Source organism: Enterobacter asburiae (assembly GCA_011754535.1).
GTDB lineage: Bacteria > Pseudomonadota > Gammaproteobacteria > Enterobacterales > Enterobacteriaceae > Enterobacter > Enterobacter cloacae_N.
The window spans coordinates 3,216,945-3,232,332 of sequence record JAAQVN010000001.1 but is presented as its reverse complement, the minus strand read 5'-3'; the positions used below and the strand labels follow the sequence as shown (position 1 = coordinate 3,232,332).

Genomic DNA, 15,388 nt, shown 5'->3' with positions numbered 1-15,388 from the left:
GCTGTGCCAATAAAATGTCATAACCGCGTACTGCTGCTGTTGGCCTGCGTGGCCATCGCGGCGGTCGCGTTACCGTTTGTGAACGTCGCGCCTAACCGCCTGATGTCGGGGGAAGGGCGCTATATCTGGGAAGTGTGGGCGTTCACGCCGTGGTGGCTGGCGGCGGCGCTGGGCGCGTGGGTTGCACTGTCGCTCTGGCAAGGGCGCACGGCGCAGTGGCTGACGCTGCTCCTCGCTGAAGGGCTGTTTATCGTCCTGTTCTGGGGCGCCGGGCAGGCAGCGACGCATATGGCGTCGGCGGAAAGTCCGCTGGCGAGAACCACGGTGGGTAGCGGCCTCTGGCTGTGGCTGGCGCTGTGTCTGCTGGCCAGTAGCGATGCCATTCGTCGACTCATCTCCAGCGCCGTCTGGCGCTGGGTGCTCAACGCGCAGATATGGTGCATTCCATTGTTCCTGCTGTTCAGCGGGGAACTAAATAATCTCTCGCTGTTAAAAGAGTACGCCAACCGTCAGGAGGTGTTTGATGATGCCCTGGCGCAACATCTGACAATTCTTTTTGGCACGCTGATCCCGGCTCTGCTGCTTGGGATACCGCTCGGCATGTGGTGTTATCGTCATCCTTCACGCCAGGGTGGGGTCTTTGCCGTGCTCAATGTCATCCAGACGATTCCCTCCGTTGCGCTGTTTGGCCTGCTGATTGCCCCGCTGGCCGGACTGGTGAAGTCATTCCCGGCGCTGGGAACGCTCGGCATAGCCGGAACGGGGTTAACGCCCGCGCTCATCGCGCTGGTGCTGTATGCGCTGCTGCCGCTGGTGCGCGGCGTGGTCGCGGGATTAAGCCAGGTCGCGCCGGATGTGCTGGAAAGCGCCCATGCGATGGGCATGAGCGCGCGACAGTGTTTCTGGAGGATTCAGCTTCCGCTGGCGCTGCCCCTGCTGCTGCGCAGCCTGCGGGTGGTGGCGGTCCAGACCGTCGGCATGGCAGTGATTGCCGCGCTGATTGGTGCGGGCGGCTTTGGCGCGCTGGTATTCCAGGGGCTGCTGAGCAGCGCCCTCGATCTGGTGTTATTGGGCGTGGTTCCCACCATTGCGCTGGCGGTTGTCGTCGACGCGCTGTTTGCCTTATGGCTCGCGCTGCTCAGGAGAAGAGCCAATGATTGAATTTCATGATGTCAGTAAAACCTTTGCCGGTCGCCCGGCGGCGAGCCACCTGAACCTGAACTTTGCCGAGGGCGCGTTTTCCGTGCTGATTGGCACATCGGGTTCGGGAAAATCCACCACGCTGAAGATGATCAACCGGCTGGTTGAGCACGACAGCGGCCTGATCCGCTTTGCCGGAGAAGAGATCCGCAGCCTGCCGGTGCTGGAGCTGCGCCGCCGGATGGGCTATGCCATTCAGTCTATCGGCCTGTTTCCGCACTGGACGGTGGCGCAGAACATCGCCACCGTGCTGCAGCTGGAGAAATGGTCGCGGGCTAAAATCGCTGACCGCGTTGATGAACTCATGTCTCTGCTGGGGCTGGAGCTCGCGCTGCGCGATCGCTATCCGCACCAGCTCTCCGGTGGGCAGCAGCAGCGCGTGGGCGTGGCGCGCGCGCTGGCGGCCAACCCGCAGGTGCTGTTGATGGATGAACCCTTCGGCGCGCTGGATCCGGTTACGCGCGGGGCGCTGCAGGCGGAGATGACCCGCATTCACCGCATTCTCGGTCGAACCATCGTCCTCGTGACGCACGATATTGATGAAGCCCTGCGCCTGGCCGACCATCTGGTGCTGATGGACCACGGCGAGGTGGTGCAGCAGGGCGCGCCGCTTGAGCTATTAACCTGGCCGAAGAACGACTTTGTGCGCGAGTTTTTTGGCCGCAGCGAGCTGGGCGTGAGGCTGCTCTCACTGCGGACGGTTGGTGACTATATGCGTCCCGAGGAGACAGCGGTGAGCGGCGAACCGCTACAGGAGCAGATGAGCCTGCGGGACGCCCTCTCCGCGTTTGTCGCGCGCCGGTGTGAAGTCCTGCCTGTGGCGGATGCCCGGGGCGCGCCGTGCGGAAGCCTGCATTTTCGCGATCTGCTGGCCGGGGAGGTGACGCGTGAAGGCACTGCGTGATCCGCTCCTCTGGCTGGCAGCGCTCTTTGTCGCCTTACTGTTTCTGATGCCCCACAGCGCGGCGCTGTTTAACGCCCTTTTTCCCGGGCTGCCGCGGCCGGTCTATCAGCAGGAGAGCTTTATCAACCTCGCCCTGGCGCATCTCTGGCTGGTGGCGCTCTCAAGCGTCATCGCGGTGGTGCTGGGAGTAGGGGCGGGCATTGCGGTCACGCGACCTGCGGGCCGGGAGTTTCGTCCGCTGGTGGAGACGGTTGCGGCCATTGGGCAGACGTTTCCGCCGGTGGCGGTGCTGGCGATAGCGGTGCCGGTGATGGGTTTTGGTCAGCAGCCCGCGATTATTGCTCTGATTTTATACGGCGTGTTGCCCGTTCTCCAGGGCACGCTGGCGGGCGTTGCGGCGGTCCCTGCGTCTGTATTAAGCGTGGCGGAAGGAATGGGGATGAGCCGCTGGCAGCGGCTTCGCAAGGTAGAACTGCCGCTTGCGGCACCGGTTATTATTGCCGGGATCCGCACGTCGGTGATTATTAACATAGGGACGGCGACCATTGCGTCTACGGTAGGTGCCAATACGCTGGGAACGCCGATCATCATCGGCTTAAGCGGGTTTAATACGGCTTATATTGTGCAGGGGGCGGTGCTGGTCGCGCTGGCAGCCATCGTCGTCGATCGCCTTTTTGAGCGGCTGGCGCTGTACCTCAGCCGACACCGCCACGAACGATAAACGAGTACCCGGCCAGCATCACGCCGCCGATACCGCTTACGGCCATCAGGACAAAAAGGGTAATAATGGCGAGTTTGGTTGCCTTCATCATGTGCTCCTGTTGTTAACGGAACAATTATACGGTGAAGCGCAGCTGTTAATGAACCATTAAATGCCGTTATGGTTCATCCGGGCCCAGGGAATAAACCGGATAACCGTGCTCACGCCATTCCGTCAGCAGCTGTTGCTGCGAGGCGGACGGCACTTCGCCGCACCAGACCAGCAGGGTCTGGCCGTCGAAAAACTCGGGTTTGAGCTGCCCCAGCGAGTGCGCAAGGACATCCACGCGCCAGCCCTTTTGGGTGGCGATCCACGCTTCCAGCCACAGACGGGTGGTATCGTGCACGTTCCAGCCGACCACCAGCGCATCTTTTCCGGCCTTGTTCTTCGCCGAGGCAAGACAGACGGCAATATAGTTAATCAGCACCCCGTCAAGCATGCTGAGCAGCGCCTGCAGGGTAGACTGCTGGCACTGCAGGCGTCGACGGAGCGGAATGAAAAGATGGGTGATAAGCGTTTTCGCCGGATAATCGCGCCCCTGCTCTTTGATCCAGGCGCGCAGGCGCTGCAGGTTACCGGCCTGCAGGAGTCGCAGCAGGGTTTCCTGCTGTTCACGCCAGAGATGTTGTGTGTCCGGGTCGTCGTGGCTCAGCAGGGACTTCACTTTGCCGACCTGCACCCCGTTGTCGATCCAGCTTTTGATTTCGCGGATCCGGTCGATATCGGCATCGTTGAAAAGACGATGACCACCGTCCGTTCTCTGCGGTTTGAGCAATCCATACCGTCGCTGCCACGCCCGTAGGGTAACGGGATTGATATCACAAAGGAGTGCCACTTCACCGATTGTGTAAAGCGCCATATTTGCCCCCTGGCTTACGCGTCCCCAGCTTAACTGTAGACCCACTTTGCCGAACCAGGAAGGGGTGGTTAATTTTTAGGCAAATAATGCGAAGCATGCGCGATATGCAGAAAAAGGTGTGATAACGGACACGATTTTACGCTTTTTTGGGATGCTTCAAAGAAAGTTCATCCGCATCCGTGTATGTTACGCGTTTTTTAGCGTGTGCGGTTTTGAGTATGTACGAGTTTAACCTGGTGCTGCTGTTGCTTCAGCAGATGTGCGTGTTTCTGGTCATTGCCTGGCTGATGAGCAAAACGCGTCTTTTCATCCCGCTGATGCAGGTTACCGTACGCCTGCCCCACAAGCTGCTCTGCTATGTCACCTTCTCTATTTTTTGCATCATGGGGACCTATTTTGGTCTCCATATCGAAGACTCTATTGCCAATACGCGCGCCATCGGCGCGGTGATGGGCGGGCTGCTGGGCGGCCCGGTCGTCGGTGGCCTTGTGGGGCTGACCGGCGGACTGCATCGCTATTCCATGGGTGGGATGACAGCGCTCAGCTGCATGATCTCCACGATCGTCGAGGGGCTGCTCGGTGGCCTGGTGCACAGCTATATGATTAAGCGCGGTCGCCCGGATAAAGTCTTTAGCCCGCTTACCGCCGGGGCCATTACCTTTGTGGCCGAAATGGCGCAGATGGCGATCATTCTGCTGATTGCGCGTCCGTTCGAGGATGCGCTGCACCTGGTCAGCAGTATTGCCGCCCCGATGATGGTGACCAACACCGTCGGCGCGGCGCTGTTTATGCGTATTCTGCTCGACAAGCGCGCTATGTTCGAAAAATACACCTCGGCCTTTTCCGCCACGGCGCTGAAGGTTGCCGCCTCGACCGAAGGGATCCTGCGTCAGGGGTTTAACGAAGAGAACAGCATGAAGGTCGCGCAGGTGCTCTACAAGGAGCTTGATATCGGCGCCGTTGCCATTACCGATCGCGAAAAGCTGCTGGCGTTTACCGGCACCGGGGACGATCATCATCTTCCTGGCAAACCGATCTCTTCGACCTACACGCTGCGCGCTATTGAAACGGGTGAGGTGGTGTATGCCGACGGTAACGAAGTGCCTTACCGCTGCTCGCTGCACCCGCAGTGCAAGCTGGGCTCCACGCTGGTCATTCCGCTGCGCGGGGAAAATCAGCGGGTGATGGGCACCATCAAGCTGTATGAGGCGAAAAACCGTCTGTTCAGCTCCATCAACCGCACGCTGGGGGAGGGGATAGCCCAGCTTCTTTCCGCGCAAATCCTCGCCGGGCAGTATGAGCGGCAGAAAGCCCTGCTGACGCAGTCTGAAATTAAGCTGCTACATGCCCAGGTCAATCCGCATTTCCTGTTCAATGCCCTCAACACGCTCAAAGCTGTGATCCGCCGCGACAGCGATCAGGCCGCTCAGCTGGTGCAGTTTCTGTCGACCTTTTTCCGCAAGAACCTGAAGCGGCCCTCTGAGATCGTGACCCTCGCCGACGAGATTGAGCACGTGAATGCCTATCTGCAGATTGAGCAGGCGCGGTTTCAATCCCGTCTGCAGGTGTCGCTCTCCGTTCCGGATGAGCTTGCGCATCAGCATCTTCCGGCCTTTACCCTGCAGCCTATTGTGGAGAATGCCATCAAGCACGGTACCTCGCAGCTTCTGGGGACAGGGGAGGTCACCATCGCCGCCAGCCGTTTTAACCATCATCTGGTGCTGGATATTGAAGATAACGCCGGGCTTTACCAGCCTTCCGCCTCCGGCGGTTTAGGGATGAGCCTGGTGGATAAACGTCTGCGCGCCCACTTTGGCGATGACTGTGGCATTACCGTTGCCTGTGAGCCCGACCGATTTACCCGTATTACCGTTCGACTGCCGCTGGAGGAAAACGCATGTTAAGAGTGCTGATTGTGGATGACGAGCCGCTGGCACGGGAAAACCTGCGCGTTCTGCTGCAGGAGCAGCCAGATATTGAGATTGTGGGAGAGTGCGCCAACGCCATTGAGGCCATCGGCGCGGTGCACAAACTGCGCCCTGACGTGCTGTTCCTGGACATTCAGATGCCGCGCATCAGCGGGCTGGAGATGGTCGGCATGCTCGACCCGGAGCATCGTCCCTACATCGTGTTTCTGACGGCGTTCGACGAGTATGCCGTTAAGGCTTTTGAGGAACACGCGTTTGATTATTTACTCAAGCCGATTGAAGAGAAGCGCCTGGAAAAAACGCTCAGCCGTTTACGCCAGGAGCGAACCGTTCAGGACGTTACGCTGTTGCCGGAGAACCAGCAGCCGCTGAAATTTATCCCCTGCACCGGGCACAGCCGGATTTATCTTCTGCAGATGGATGATGTGGCGTTTGTCAGTAGCCGCCTGAGCGGGGTATTTGTCACCAGCGCGGAAGGGAACGAAGGGTTCACCGAACTGACCCTGCGCACGCTGGAGAGCCGCACGCCGCTGCTCCGCTGCCATCGCCAGTATCTGGTGAACATGGCGCACCTGAAGGAGATCCGCCTGGAAGATAACGGCCAGGCCGAGCTGGTGCTGCGTGCCGGGCAGACCGTCCCCGTCAGCCGTCGCTACCTGAAGAGTTTGAAAGAGGCGATTGGCCTGTAAAACTGGTACACTGCGCGCCATTGCATCATCGACATTCGAAGGCTCTATGCTAAGTAACGACATTCTTCGTAGCCTGCGCTACACCCTGAAAGCAAACAATAACGACATGGTGCGCATTCTTGCACTGTCCGATATGGAATCCACGTCTGCAGGTTTCGATACCTGGATGACCAAAGAAGACGAAGAGGGCTTCGTTCGCTGCCCGGACATCATTCTGTCGGGTTTCCTGAACGGCCTCATTTACGATAAGCGTGGCAAAGATCCGGCCGCGCCGGAGCTGGCGCTGGAGCGCCGCGTGAACAACAACACGGTGCTGAAAAAGCTGCGTATCGCGTTCTCGCTGAAAACGGACGATATTGTGGCGATCATGACGGAGCAAAAGTACCGCGTATCCGTACCGGAAGTGACCGCCATGATGCGCGCGCCGGATCATAAAAACTACCGCGAGTGCGGCGACCAGTTTCTGCGCAATTTCCTGCGCGGGCTGACCCACCGGGTACATCATCCTAAGGCGTAAATGCGGCATGGGTGCGGCATGATGCCCTCACCCCGGCCCTCTCCCACAGGGAGAGGGAGAACAAAAAAGCCGGAGAGAATCTCCGGCTTTTTTGTTATTTCACCTGCTGGCCCGGCTTCGCGCCTTCGTCAGGGCTTAACAGGAAGATATCTTTCCCGCCAGGGCCTGCGGCCATCACCATCCCCTCAGAGATGCCGAAGCGCATTTTGCGCGGCGCCAGGTTCGCCACCATCACGGTCTGACGACCGATCAGCACCTGCGGGTCCGGGTAGGCTGAACGGATGCCGGAGAAGACGTTACGCTTCTCGCCGCCCAGATCCAGCGTCAGGCGCAGCAGCTTGTCAGAACCTTCCACGAACTCCGCGTTTTCAATCAGTGCCACGCGCAGGTCGACTTTCGCGAAATCGTCGAAGGTGATGGTTTCCTGAATCGGATCGTCAGCCAGCGGGCCGGTTACCGGTGCCGCCGCCGCTTTCACTTCTTCTTTAGAGGCTTCGACCAGGGCTTCAACCTGCTTCATTTCGATGCGGTTATAGAGCGCTTTAAAAGTATTCACCTTGTGGCCGAGCAGCGGCTGCTGGATAGCGTCCCAGGTCAGTTCAGTATTCAGGAACGCCTCGGTGCGGGCTGCCAGCTGCGGCAGAACCGGCTTCAGCCAGGTCATCAGCACGCGGAACATGTTCAGACCCATGGTGCAGATTGCCTGAAGGTCGGCGTCACGGCCTTCCTGTTTCGCGACAACCCACGGGGCCTGCTCGTCCACATAGCGGTTGGCAACATCGGCCAGCGCCATGATTTCACGAATCGCTTTACCGAACTCACGGCTTTCCCAGGCTTCGCCAACCGCAGCGGCGGCATCGGTGAAGGTTTTATACAGCTCAGGATCGGCCAGTTCGGCAGAAAGCACACCGTCAAAGCGTTTGGCGATAAACCCTGCGTTACGGGACGCCAGGTTCACTACCTTGTTCACGATATCCGCGTTCACGCGCTGCACGAAATCTTCCAGGTTCAGGTCGATATCATCGATACGGGAAGAGAGCTTCGCGGTGTAGTAGTAGCGCAGGCTGTCCGCGTCGAAATGGTTCAGCCAGGTGCTGGCCTTAATGAACGTCCCGCGAGACTTGGACATCTTTGCGCCGTTCACCGTTACGTAGCCGTGTACGAACAGGTTGGTTGGCTTACGGAAGTTACTGCCTTCCAGCATTGCCGGCCAGAACAGGCTATGGAAGTAGACGATGTCTTTACCGATGAAGTGGTACAGTTCGGCGTCGGAATCCTTCTTCCAGTATTCGTCGAAGCTGACGGTGTCGCCCCGCTTGTCGCACAGATTCTTGAACGAGCCCATGTAGCCGATTGGCGCATCCAGCCAGACGTAGAAGTATTTGCCCGGCGCGTTCGGGATTTCGAAGCCGAAGTACGGCGCATCGCGGGAAATATCCCACTGCTGCAGGCCGGATTCGAACCACTCCTGCATCTTGTTCGCCACCTGCTCCTGCAGCGCGCCGCTGCGGGTCCACGCCTGCAGCATTTCGCTGAAGGACGGCAGGTCGAAGAAGAAGTGCTCGGAATCACGCATCACAGGCGTGGCGCCGGAAACCACGGATTTCGGCTCGATAAGCTCGGTCGGGCTGTAGGTCGCGCCGCAGACTTCGCAGTTATCGCCGTACTGGTCCGGGGATTTACATTTCGGACAGGTGCCTTTGACGAAACGGTCCGGCAGGAACATGCCTTTTTCCGGATCGTACAGCTGAGAGATAGTGCGGTTTTTAATAAAACCGTTCTCTTTCAGACGGGTGTAGATCAGCTCCGACAGCTCGCGGTTTTCGTCGCTGTGCGTGGAGTGATAGTTGTCATAGCTGATGTCAAAGCCAGCAAAATCGGTCTGATGCTCCTGACTCATTTCGGCAATCATCTGCTCCGGGGAAATCCCCAGCTGCTGCGCTTTCAGCATGATCGGTGTGCCGTGGGCGTCGTCCGCGCAGATGAAGTTAACCTCGTGGCCGCGCATTCGCTGGTAACGGACCCAGACATCAGCCTGGATATGCTCCAGCATGTGGCCGAGGTGGATTGAGCCGTTGGCGTACGGCAGGGCGCACGTTACCAGAATTTTTTTCGCGACTTGAGTCATAGTAGGCATTACTTCTTTTAACTGTGAAAAGGGTTTTCGATATTACCAAAAGGGGCATTATTAAGTAAGCACAAACCGCGGCCTTTCAGGTAAACTTGTTTGCCTAAGGTCTTATTCACAAGAACAAAGGAGTCGGGATGAGTTCTCAATCCCAGGCCAAATCACCGGAAGCCTTACGAGCAATGGTCGCCGGGACGCTGGCTAACTTTCAGCATCCAACCCTGAAACATAACCTCACTGCGCTGAAAGCGTTACACCACGTCGCATGGCTGGACGATACATTGCACGTTGAGCTGCAGATGCCGTTCGTCTGGACCAGCGCTTTTGACGCGCTGAAAGAGCAGACCAGCGCTGAGTTGCTGCGCATTACCGGTGCAAAAGCGATTGACTGGAAGCTGAGCCACAGCATCGCCACGCTGAAGCGTGTGAAAAATCAGCCGGGCGTCAACGGGGTGAAAAACATCATCGCCGTGAGTTCAGGTAAGGGTGGGGTGGGTAAATCATCTACCGCCGTAAACCTCGCGCTCGCGCTGGCGGCGGAAGGGGCAAAGGTCGGTATTCTGGATGCCGATATCTACGGTCCTTCTATTCCAAACATGCTGGGTGCGGAAAATCAGCGTCCAACCTCACCTGACGGCACGCATATGGCACCGATCGTGGCGCACGGTCTGGCGACTAACTCCATCGGTTACCTGGTGACCGACGACAACGCTATGGTCTGGCGCGGCCCAATGGCCAGCAAAGCGCTGCTGCAGATGCTGCAGGAAACGATGTGGCCGGATCTGGATTATCTGGTGCTGGACATGCCGCCGGGCACCGGTGACATACAGCTGACGCTGGCGCAGAACATTCCGGTAACGGGCGCCGTCGTGGTCACCACGCCGCAGGATATCGCACTGATCGACGCCAAAAAAGGCATCGTGATGTTTGAGAAAGTGGAAGTGCCGGTGCTCGGCATCGTCGAGAACATGAGCATGCACATCTGCAGTAACTGCGGACACCACGAACCTATCTTCGGTACGGGTGGGGCGGAAAAACTGGCGGCACAGTATCACACCCAGCTGCTGGGGCAGATGCCGCTGCATATTTCCTTGCGTGAAGATCTGGACAGCGGGAAACCGACGGTTGTCAGCCGTCCGGACAGCGAATTCGCGGAGATGTATCGCCAGCTGGCGGGGCGCGTTGCGGCGCAGCTCTACTGGCAGGGTGAAGTGATCCCGGGTGAAATCGCCTTCCGCGCGGTGTAACGCCTCTGCGCCTTAGTGCCGGGTGGCGGCTTCGCCTTACCCGGCCAACTACGATCGTGTAGGTCAGGTAAGCATAGCGCCACCTGACGTTAACTCAGCCGATAGTGCATCAAATAATATTCGCCGTCCGGAGAATTCCCCGTCGCCTCGATGTGCCAGCCGTGGCGCTGGTAAAATGCAACCGCCCGCGCATTCTTCACCAGACACTTAAGCGAACCCGTACTGGTAAACGTCTTCTGTACGTGCTCAAGCAACACATGTCCGACGCCCAGGCTCTGATACTGCGGATCGACAAACAGGTTGTGCAGGAAATTATCGTTCGTCCAGACGGAGGCAAAACCCAGTCGATGCCCGTTCTGAACAGCAACCCAAATCACTTCGTCACGGGTTGCCGCGTCAAAGTCTTCAAGCTGCCAGTCTGCACTGTCCAGCCATGGCCAGGCTTCACGCCGGGCGTGGATGTAGAGCGTGCGCAGGAAAGGTCGGTCACTTTCCTGCCAGGGACGAATCAAAATTGCGTTAGCGGTGATAGAAAATATCTCCATTGTAGGCTTTGTAGATCTTGCCATCAGCATCGCCGATCAGCACATAGTTCTCACCCATATAGGTCCAATGGGTTCCGGCATCCGGCGCCGGCAGGTTACGCAACTGGTACTGTTTAATGGTGTACTCCGGCGTTTGATACTGCGCCGGTGCCGTATCGCCGATTTTGAACTTCGTGAAATCCGCGATGAACTCTTGTTCTTCATAGGCCTTGATGCCAGATGGCGCAGCGGCGGTTTGCGGGGCAGAGAATGCGGATCCCGCCAGAGACAGTAGTACACCCAGAAGCAGCAATTTACGCTTAGCCATTTTTTCTCCAGTGATATCGTTACAGATACTTTTTGTCTGCGGGTCGTGCAAAGCGGAGCAGACAGTCCATTTTAAGTATCAACGCAGGGTATGTTTGAAAAAAAATGTAACAAAAGTGGACGGTTTTGTGTAGTCGAATTGGATGATGTTTATCACTATGGCGAATATTGCCTGCGCCTTGTATTTTTAATATTTATTATTTCATTAATAAATTCTGAAAATAACATTTCACATCAAGAATGGACTGCTATGCGAATGCTTTCCCACTAAAGAAAATTTAATATTGTCTTCGGGTGAAGCAGGCTTGCTTCCCTTTTTTACAGGGTTGAGTATTGCTTTTGTTTTTTTAGAGAGCGGTTTTGTCACGTTTATAATGCCAGAATTTCATATTGTAGAAAAATAAGCAATTAAATTTCATAAACTTAGATAAAGTCTCTTTGCGGGCTTGATGATAAACGTAACGTTAAAAAGAAATATTTATATAATGAAAGGTACAACTGCATTTTCGCTGTTATTTCTTACTGTTAGTCAATTAACAGGGTGTGTGTTTTCCCCCGGACAGAATTTGAGTCTGTCCGGGAAAAAAGGCATTGCTGCGGAAGATGTCAATTATCAGCTTGATAAGCACGTGGAAATTTTTCCACTGACGCCGGGATTGATTGAAAAACTGCGTCCGGCCGTATTGAAATCTCAGGCAAATCCTAATCTGGATGAGCAGATCAAAAACTGGGAATACCGCATTGGATCAGGAGACATTCTGACGGTCACCGTCTGGGATCACCCTGAACTCACGACGCCCGCAGGGCAATACCGTAGCGCGAGCGACTCGGGTAACTGGGTTAACGCTGATGGCACGCTCTTCTATCCTTACGTCGGCAGGCTGAAAGTGGCGGGCAAAACGGTTTCGCAGGTACGTGAGGAGATCACCGCGCGGCTGGATAAGGTCATTGAGAGCCCGCAGGTGGACGTCAGCATTGCCGCCTTCCGTTCGCAAAAGGCCTACGTCACCGGAGAGGTCGAAAAATCGGGGCAACAACCCATAACCAATATTCCGCTGACGGTGATGGATGCGGTCAACGCCGCTGGCGGCCTTTCTGCGGATGCCGACTGGCGTAACGTCGTGCTTACGCATGATGGCCAGGATTCGCGGCTTTCACTTTATGCCCTGATGCAACATGGCGATTTGACCCAGAATAAGCTGCTTTATCCGGGCGATATCCTGTTTGTTCCCCGGAACGACGCGCTGAAAGTGTTTGTGATGGGCGAGGTGGTTAAGCAGAGCACGCTTAAGATGGATCGTAGCGGCATGACGCTGGCCGAAGCCCTGGGGAGTGCCGGCGGGCTGAACCAGAATATGGCCGATGCAACCGGAATTTTTGTTATTCGCCCGGTTTCACGAAAAGGCGAGAAAGATAAAATCGCCAACATCTATCAGCTCAATGCGGAAGATGCCTCAGCCATGGTGCTGAGTACAGAATTCCAACTGGAACCGTACGACATTGTCTATGTCACGACGGCACCGCTTTCGCGCTGGAATCGTGTGATCACCCAGTTGGTACCCACCATCAGTGGCGTACATGACCTGACCGAAACCGTCCGTTACATCAGGTCGTGGCCGCAATAATGTTCAATTCAATTCTCGTGGTTTGCACCGGCAATATTTGCCGTTCACCGATTGGTGAGCGGCTGTTGCGTCAGCAGTTACCCAACACGCAGATATCCTCGGCAGGCATTTTCGGGCTTGAAGGACGCCCGGCGGATGCGGCTGCAAAGGCAGTCGCCTTACGTCATGGCGTTTCGCTTGAAGGTCATGTGGCGCGTAAGGTCACACGTTATCTGTTACAAAAATCCGATTTGATTCTGGTGATGGAGCCAGAGCATCTCCGTTTTATTGCCTCTGTGGCCCCGGAGAATCGGGGGAAATCGCTGTTGTTTGGTCAGTGGCTGGAAACAAAGGACATTCCCGACCCGTATCGTAAAAGCCGGGAAGCCTTCGAATATGTTTTCGAGCAGTTAGGAAAAGCCAGCCAGGAATGGGCCCGTCGTTTGCGTCAACAAGGAATGAAGCAATAATGTCGTCTCATAAATCAGACAAATTTGGTGCTGCGACACCGCATGATAATGAAATTGATCTCATTCAGCTGTTGGCTGAGATGTTTGATCATCGGGTAATGATAGCGTGCATCACGCTCCTGTTCACCGTATGCGCCGGGATCTATGCATATAGCGTCACACCGATCTATCAGGCTGATGCCCTTGTGCAGATAGAAGCGAAGCAGGACAACTCGTTGCTCAAAAGCTTAAGCCAGTTTGGTACCGATCTTTCACCTGATGCTGCACCCGAACTCTTGCTGCTCAAATCGCGGATGATTCTGGGAGAGACCGTTGATAAGCTGGGGCTAACGTACAGCGTCAAACGGCACGTGCTGCCCGTCATTGGACCGCTGCTGGAACGAGGGCGTAAAGCGGGTGAATTGACAATTGGCGCGCTGACTATTCCTCTTCTGGAAGACAAGCCACAGGAACTTTTACTGACCGTTCAGGAGCAGGGCCGGTATCACCTCGAAGGAAAAACGCTGGAGGCTGATGGCATTGTCGGGAAAACGCTGGTTAAAGACGGAGTAACGCTTCTTGTCACCTCCCTCAGCGCGGCACCAGGGACCCAGTTTTCCCTCAAAACCGTCACAAAGCTTGAGGCAATTAACGCCCTTCAGCGTCGGCTCATTGTTTCGGAGTCGGCGAAGCAGAGCGGAATGATCGCCTTAACGCTAACGGGAGAGGAGCCTGACAAGATCGCCGCGGTGCTTAACACCATTGCTGAAAATTATCTCAGCCAGAATATTGCGCGCCAGGAAGCTAAAGATACCCGTAGCCTGACGTTTTTACAGGATCAACTGCCTAAAATCAGCCGCGAACTGGATGAAGCCGAAGCACGGCTGAACGCCTACAGAGAGCAACGCGATTCTGTCGATTTATCCCTTGAGGCGAAGACGGTTCTTGATCAGGTTGTTAATGTGGAAAATCAGCTTAACGAGCTGACGTTCCGCGAAGCAGAAGTTTCTCAGCTTTTCAAAAAGGATCACCCAACCTACCGCGCCTTACGGGAAAAAAAGCAGACCCTGGAGCAGGAACGTACGCGCCTGAATAACCGCGTCTCATCCATGCCTTCTACGCAGCAGGAAATTTTGCGTTTAAGCCGTGACGTTGAGTCCGGTCGCACCATCTACCTGCAGCTGCTGACGCGCCAGCAGGAATTGAATATCTCGCGCTCCAGTGCCATCGGAAATGTGCGGATCATTGACTCTGCTGTAGCGCAGCCTGCCCCAGTCAAACCGCGCAAAGTGATTATCATTGTGCTCGGTATGCTGGTGGGATTGATGCTCTCGGCAGGGACTGTGTTGGTTCGCTCTGCCTTTAAACGGGGCATCACCTCGTCTGAACCGCTGGAAGCGCAGGGAATGTCTCTTCTGGCTACGCTCCCTCGTTCGGTGTGGCTTTGGAAAAAAACGCATTTGCGCAGGAGGACGCTGTTTGCTTCCCAGTGGAAGCACAGGACGTCAAACGTACCTTTCCTGCCCGTTGACCGACCGGCGGATATGTTTGTCGAGGCGGTGCGCGGGCTGCGCACAAGTCTGCATTTCACCATGATGGATGCCGCTAACCGGATCGTTGTGGTTTCAGGCCCTTCGCAGGATTGCGGAAAGACCCTGGTGAGCACCTCGCTAGCGTCGATTGCGGCTCAGGCCGGACAGCGCGTGCTGTTCATTGATGCGGATATGCGCAAAGGATATGTCCACAATATTTTCAAACTGAACAACCACCATGGATTGTCCAGCGTGCTGGGGGGAAGCGTAGAGTGGCAGGATGCAATTCAACGCTTCGAGAAAGGGGGTTTTGACGTGTTGACCTGTGGACCACAACCTTCGCATCCTGTGGAGCTGCTTATGAATGAGCGTTTCCGGACGGTAATGTCGCGAATAGACAAAGAGTACGACATCGTGATTGTCGACACGCCACCGGTGCTGGCCGTGACGGATGCGCTACTCGTCGCCAGAGCCGCTGCAACCACGTTGCTGGTTGCCCGCTTCGGTAAAACCAGCATCAAAGAGATCGAGAACTGCCTGAAGCGTCTGCAGCAAATGGGCGTGCAGGTTGAAGGTGCGATTCTCAATGATATTGTGAAATCCGCGGCGTTCTATTACCACTCGGGGTACAGCCATTACGACTACGGCGGCTACACTCCGGAATAAAAGCGACGCGACACTTCTTTACAGCATGACGCCGAATAGCCCGTTAAGATGACC

15 protein-coding genes are annotated in these 15,388 nt (G+C 56.2%); 10 read left to right on the top strand and 5 right to left on the bottom strand.

Features of this window, described 5'->3' with window-relative positions:
• The first annotated feature begins 3 nt into the window (after positions 1-3).
• Genes HBM95_15250 through HBM95_15240 form a run of 3 tightly spaced genes read left to right on the top strand, consistent with a single transcriptional unit; the run spans position 4 to position 2,825 of the window.
• A complete protein-coding gene (locus HBM95_15250; protein ID NIH44284.1) occupies positions 4-1,161 on the top strand; it encodes an ABC transporter permease in 1,158 nt (385 codons plus the stop codon).
• Entirely contained in the window at positions 1,154-2,104 is a 951-nt protein-coding gene (locus tag HBM95_15245) for an ABC transporter ATP-binding protein (protein NIH44283.1), read from the top strand. The genes HBM95_15250 and HBM95_15245 overlap by 8 nt, the downstream gene beginning before the upstream one ends.
• The gene (locus HBM95_15240) at positions 2,088-2,825 is read left to right on the top strand and encodes an ABC transporter permease (protein ID NIH44282.1); all 738 of its coding nucleotides are present in this window, start codon (positions 2,088-2,090) and stop codon (positions 2,823-2,825) included. Before HBM95_15245 ends, HBM95_15240 begins: the two co-directional genes overlap by 17 nt.
• Here HBM95_15240 and HBM95_15235 read toward each other — a convergent pair.
• On the bottom strand, positions 2,800-2,913 hold the full coding sequence (locus HBM95_15235; protein ID NIH44281.1) for a protein YohO: 114 nt from the start codon (positions 2,911-2,913) through the stop codon (positions 2,800-2,802). The two genes, HBM95_15240 and HBM95_15235, sit on opposite strands and share 26 nt — an antisense overlap.
• A gap of 69 nt (positions 2,914-2,982) precedes the next feature.
• Positions 2,983-3,723 (bottom strand): HTH-type transcriptional regulator MlrA, encoded by a 741-nt coding sequence (gene mlrA / locus HBM95_15230; GenBank protein NIH44280.1) that lies wholly within the window; start codon positions 3,721-3,723, stop codon positions 2,983-2,985.
• A 218-nt stretch (positions 3,724-3,941) separates the two neighbouring features.
• On the opposite strand from mlrA, the gene HBM95_15225 reads away from it, so the two are divergent.
• Genes HBM95_15225 through HBM95_15215 form a run of 3 tightly spaced genes read left to right on the top strand, consistent with a single transcriptional unit; the run spans position 3,942 to position 6,857 of the window.
• Positions 3,942-5,627, top strand: coding sequence for a sensor histidine kinase (locus HBM95_15225; protein ID NIH44279.1), 1,686 nt, complete (start codon positions 3,942-3,944; stop codon positions 5,625-5,627).
• The gene (gene yehT, locus HBM95_15220) at positions 5,621-6,340 is read left to right on the top strand and encodes a two-component system response regulator BtsR (GenBank protein NIH44278.1); all 720 of its coding nucleotides are present in this window, start codon (positions 5,621-5,623) and stop codon (positions 6,338-6,340) included. Before HBM95_15225 ends, yehT begins: the two co-directional genes overlap by 7 nt.
• A 46-nt stretch (positions 6,341-6,386) precedes the next feature.
• On the top strand, positions 6,387-6,857 hold the full coding sequence (locus HBM95_15215) for a DUF1456 family protein (protein NIH44277.1): 471 nt from the start codon (positions 6,387-6,389) through the stop codon (positions 6,855-6,857).
• A 94-nt stretch (positions 6,858-6,951) separates the two neighbouring features.
• Here the strand turns inward: HBM95_15215 and metG are convergent, their stop codons facing one another.
• Entirely contained in the window at positions 6,952-8,985 is a 2,034-nt protein-coding gene (metG, locus tag HBM95_15210; GenBank protein NIH44276.1) for a methionine--tRNA ligase, read from the bottom strand.
• 137 nt (positions 8,986-9,122) lie between these two features.
• On the opposite strand from metG, the gene apbC reads away from it, so the two are divergent.
• Positions 9,123-10,232: an iron-sulfur cluster carrier protein ApbC gene (apbC, locus tag HBM95_15205; GenBank protein ID NIH44275.1), complete on the top strand. Its 1,110-nt coding sequence runs from the start codon at positions 9,123-9,125 to the stop codon at positions 10,230-10,232.
• Between the two features lie 89 nt (positions 10,233-10,321).
• Here the strand turns inward: apbC and HBM95_15200 are convergent, their stop codons facing one another.
• Together HBM95_15200 and HBM95_15195 are read right to left on the bottom strand one after the other, a co-directional pair.
• The gene (locus HBM95_15200) at positions 10,322-10,801 is read right to left on the bottom strand and encodes a GNAT family N-acetyltransferase (protein NIH44274.1); all 480 of its coding nucleotides are present in this window, start codon (positions 10,799-10,801) and stop codon (positions 10,322-10,324) included.
• The gene (locus HBM95_15195; GenBank protein ID NIH44273.1) at positions 10,752-11,084 is read right to left on the bottom strand and encodes a nickel/cobalt homeostasis protein RcnB; all 333 of its coding nucleotides are present in this window, start codon (positions 11,082-11,084) and stop codon (positions 10,752-10,754) included. Before HBM95_15195 ends, HBM95_15200 begins: the two co-directional genes overlap by 50 nt.
• A gap of 484 nt (positions 11,085-11,568) precedes the next feature.
• On the opposite strand from HBM95_15195, the gene HBM95_15190 reads away from it, so the two are divergent.
• From HBM95_15190 to HBM95_15180, 3 genes are read left to right on the top strand one after another with little or no spacing between them, the layout of a single operon-like run.
• Positions 11,569-12,708 (top strand): polysaccharide export protein, encoded by a 1,140-nt coding sequence (locus tag HBM95_15190; protein ID NIH44272.1) that lies wholly within the window; start codon positions 11,569-11,571, stop codon positions 12,706-12,708.
• Positions 12,696-13,157, top strand: a complete 462-nt coding sequence (locus tag HBM95_15185; protein NIH44271.1) for a protein tyrosine phosphatase — start codon at positions 12,696-12,698, stop codon at positions 13,155-13,157. Before HBM95_15190 ends, HBM95_15185 begins: the two co-directional genes overlap by 13 nt.
• Positions 13,157-15,334: a polysaccharide biosynthesis tyrosine autokinase gene (locus HBM95_15180; protein ID NIH44270.1), complete on the top strand. Its 2,178-nt coding sequence runs from the start codon at positions 13,157-13,159 to the stop codon at positions 15,332-15,334. The genes HBM95_15185 and HBM95_15180 overlap by 1 nt, the downstream gene beginning before the upstream one ends.
• Positions 15,335-15,388 lie beyond the last annotated feature (54 nt).

Coding starts and splice junctions, on each gene's coding strand:
- HBM95_15245 (NIH44283.1), top strand. CDS start 1,154: ATGATTGAATTTCATGATGTCAGTAAAACCTTTGCCGGTCGCCCGGCG.
- HBM95_15235 (NIH44281.1), bottom strand. CDS start 2,913: ATGAAGGCAACCAAACTCGCCATTATTACCCTTTTTGTCCTGATGGCC.
- mlrA (NIH44280.1), bottom strand. CDS start 3,723: ATGGCGCTTTACACAATCGGTGAAGTGGCACTCCTTTGTGATATCAAT.
- HBM95_15225 (NIH44279.1), top strand. CDS start 3,942: ATGTACGAGTTTAACCTGGTGCTGCTGTTGCTTCAGCAGATGTGCGTG.
- yehT (NIH44278.1), top strand. CDS start 5,621: ATGTTAAGAGTGCTGATTGTGGATGACGAGCCGCTGGCACGGGAAAAC.
- HBM95_15215 (NIH44277.1), top strand. CDS start 6,387: ATGCTAAGTAACGACATTCTTCGTAGCCTGCGCTACACCCTGAAAGCA.
- metG (NIH44276.1), bottom strand. CDS start 8,985: ATGACTCAAGTCGCGAAAAAAATTCTGGTAACGTGCGCCCTGCCGTAC.
- apbC (NIH44275.1), top strand. CDS start 9,123: ATGAGTTCTCAATCCCAGGCCAAATCACCGGAAGCCTTACGAGCAATG.
- HBM95_15200 (NIH44274.1), bottom strand. CDS start 10,801: ATGGCAAGATCTACAAAGCCTACAATGGAGATATTTTCTATCACCGCT.
- HBM95_15195 (NIH44273.1), bottom strand. CDS start 11,084: ATGGCTAAGCGTAAATTGCTGCTTCTGGGTGTACTACTGTCTCTGGCG.
- HBM95_15190 (NIH44272.1), top strand. CDS start 11,569: ATGAAAGGTACAACTGCATTTTCGCTGTTATTTCTTACTGTTAGTCAA.
- HBM95_15180 (NIH44270.1), top strand. CDS start 13,157: ATGTCGTCTCATAAATCAGACAAATTTGGTGCTGCGACACCGCATGAT.